The sequence below is a fragment of the Peribacillus sp. NPDC058075 genome (assembly GCF_042885195.1).
Classification (GTDB): Bacteria; Bacillota; Bacilli; order Bacillales; family DSM-1321; genus Peribacillus.
Genome location: NZ_JBHVSL010000017.1, coordinates 1 through 3,007 on the forward strand (window position 1 = coordinate 1; position 3,007 = coordinate 3,007).

The 3,007-nt window shown below is 52.0% G+C and carries 1 rRNA gene; it reads right to left on the minus strand.

The window, feature by feature from the left end:
• Positions 1-2,931, minus strand: a 23S ribosomal RNA gene (locus ACFVS1_RS26755).
• Positions 2,932-3,007: the final 76 nt, after the last annotated feature.

Below are 3,007 nucleotides of genomic sequence, written 5' to 3' on the forward strand. Positions count from 1 at the left end.
TGGTTAAGTCCTCGATCTATTAGTATCAGTCAGCTCCACATGTCACCATGCTTCCACCTCTGACCTATCAACCTGATCATCTTTCAGGGATCTTACTAGCTTGCGCCATGGGAAATCTCATCTTGAGGGGGGCTTCATGCTTAGATGCTTTCAGCACTTATCCCGTCCGCACGTAGCTACCCAGCTATGCCTTTGGCAAGACAACTGGTACACCAGCGGTGCGTCCATCCCGGTCCTCTCGTACTAAGGACAGCTCCTCTCAAATTTCCTGCGCCCGCGACGGATAGGGACCGAACTGTCTCACGACGTTCTGAACCCAGCTCGCGTACCGCTTTAATGGGCGAACAGCCCAACCCTTGGGACCGACTACAGCCCCAGGATGCGATGAGCCGACATCGAGGTGCCAAACCTCCCCGTCGATGTGGACTCTTGGGGGAGATAAGCCTGTTATCCCCGGGGTAGCTTTTATCCGTTGAGCGATGGCCCTTCCATGCGGAACCACCGGATCACTAAGCCCGACTTTCGTCCCTGCTCGACTTGTAGGTCTCGCAGTCAAGCTCCCTTGTGCCTTTACACTCTACGAATGATTTCCAACCATTCTGAGGGAACCTTTGGGCGCCTCCGTTACTCTTTAGGAGGCGACCGCCCCAGTCAAACTGCCCACCTGACACTGTCTCCCACCCCGATAAGGGGCGCGGGTTAGAATTTCAATACAGCCAGGGTAGTATCCCACCAACGCCTCCACCGAAGCTGGCGCTCCGGCTTCTCAGGCTCCTACCTATCCTGTACAAGCTGTACCAAAATTCAATATCAGGCTGCAGTAAAGCTCCACGGGGTCTTTCCGTCCTGTCGCGGGTAACCTGCATCTTCACAGGTACTATAATTTCACCGAGTCTCTCGTTGAGACAGTGCCCAGATCGTTACACCTTTCGTGCGGGTCGGAACTTACCCGACAAGGAATTTCGCTACCTTAGGACCGTTATAGTTACGGCCGCCGTTTACTGGGGCTTCGGTTCAAAGCTTCGCTTGCGCTAACCTCTCCCCTTAACCTTCCAGCACCGGGCAGGTGTCAGCCCCTATACTTCGCCTTGCGGCTTCGCAGAGACCTGTGTTTTTGCTAAACAGTCGCCTGGGCCTATTCACTGCGGCTTTTCTGGGCTATTCACCCTAAAAAGCACCCCTTCTCCCGAAGTTACGGGGTCATTTTGCCGAGTTCCTTAACGAGAGTTCTCTCGCACACCTTAGGATTCTCTCCTCGCCTACCTGTGTCGGTTTGCGGTACGGGCACCTTACATCTCACTAGAGGCTTTTCTTGGCAGCGTGGAATCAGGAACTTCGGTACTATATTTCCCTCGCCATCACAGCTCCGCCTTAATGGAAACGGGATTTGCCTCGTTTCCGGCCTAACTGCTTGGACGCGCATATCCAACAGCGCGCTTACCCTATCCTTCTGCGTCCCCCCATCGTTCAAACGATGTATAGGTGGTACAGGAATATCAACCTGTTGTCCATCGCCTACGCCTTTCGGCCTCGGCTTAGGTCCCGACTAACCCTGAGCGGACGAGCCTTCCTCAGGAAACCTTAGGCATTCGGTGGAAGGGATTCTCACCCTTCTTTCGCTACTCATACCGGCATTCTCACTTCTAAGCGCTCCACCAGTCCTTCCGGTCTGACTTCAACGCCCTTAGAACGCTCTCCTACCATCGACACCTACGGTGTCAATCCACAGCTTCGGTGATACGTTTAGCCCCGGTACATTTTCGGCGCGGAGTCACTCGACCAGTGAGCTATTACGCACTCTTTAAATGGTGGCTGCTTCTAAGCCAACATCCTGGTTGTCTAAGCAACTCCACATCCTTTTCCACTTAACGTATACTTTGGGACCTTAGCTGGTGGTCTGGGCTGTTTCCCTTTCGACTACGGATCTTATCACTCGCAGTCTGACTCCCAAGAATAAGTATTTGGCATTCGGAGTTTGACTGAATTCGGTAACCCGTTGGGGGCCCCTAGTCCAATCAGTGCTCTACCTCCAATACTCTCATCTTGAGGCTAGCCCTAAAGCTATTTCGGAGAGAACCAGCTATCTCCAGGTTCGATTGGAATTTCTCCGCTACCCACACCTCATCCCCGCACTTTTCAACGTGCGTGGGTTCGGGCCTCCATTCAGTGTTACCTGAACTTCACCCTGGACATGGGTAGATCACCTGGTTTCGGGTCTACGACCTCATACTCATTCGCCCTATTCAGACTCGCTTTCGCTGCGGCTCCGTCTCATCAACTTAACCTCGCATGAAATCGTAACTCGCCGGTTCATTCTACAAAAGGCACGCCATTACCCATTAACGGGCTTTGACTACTTGTAGGCACACGGTTTCAGGATCTATTTCACTCCCCTTCCGGGGTGCTTTTCACCTTTCCCTCACGGTACTGGTTCACTATCGGTCACTAGGGAGTATTTAGCCTTGGGAGATGGTCCTCCCTGCTTCCGACGGGATTTCTCGTGTCCCGCCGTACTCAGGATCCACTCAGGAGGGAACGAAGTTTCAACTACAGGGTTTTTACCTTCTTCGACGGATCTTTCCAGATCGCTTCATTTACCCCGTTCCTTTGTAACTCCATGTTGAGTGTCCTACAACCCCAAGAGGCAAGCCTCTTGGTTTGGGCTAATTCCGTTTCGCTCGCCGCTACTCAGGAAATCGCGTTTGCTTTCTCTTCCTCCGGGTACTTAGATGTTTCAGTTCCCCGGGTCTGCCTTCAGTACCCTATGTATTCAGGTAAAGATACTGTTCCATTACGAACAGTGGGTTTCCCCATTCGGAAATCTCCGGATCAAAGCTTACTTACAGCTCCCCGAAGCATATCGGTGTTAGTCCCGTCCTTCATCGGCTCCTAGTGCCAAGGCATCCACCGTGCGCCCTTTCTAACTTAACCGTTAAAAAAGATCTTACAGATGCTTTGAAAAAAATTAATTGCCTTCTATCTATTATCTAGTTTTCAAGGAACAAAG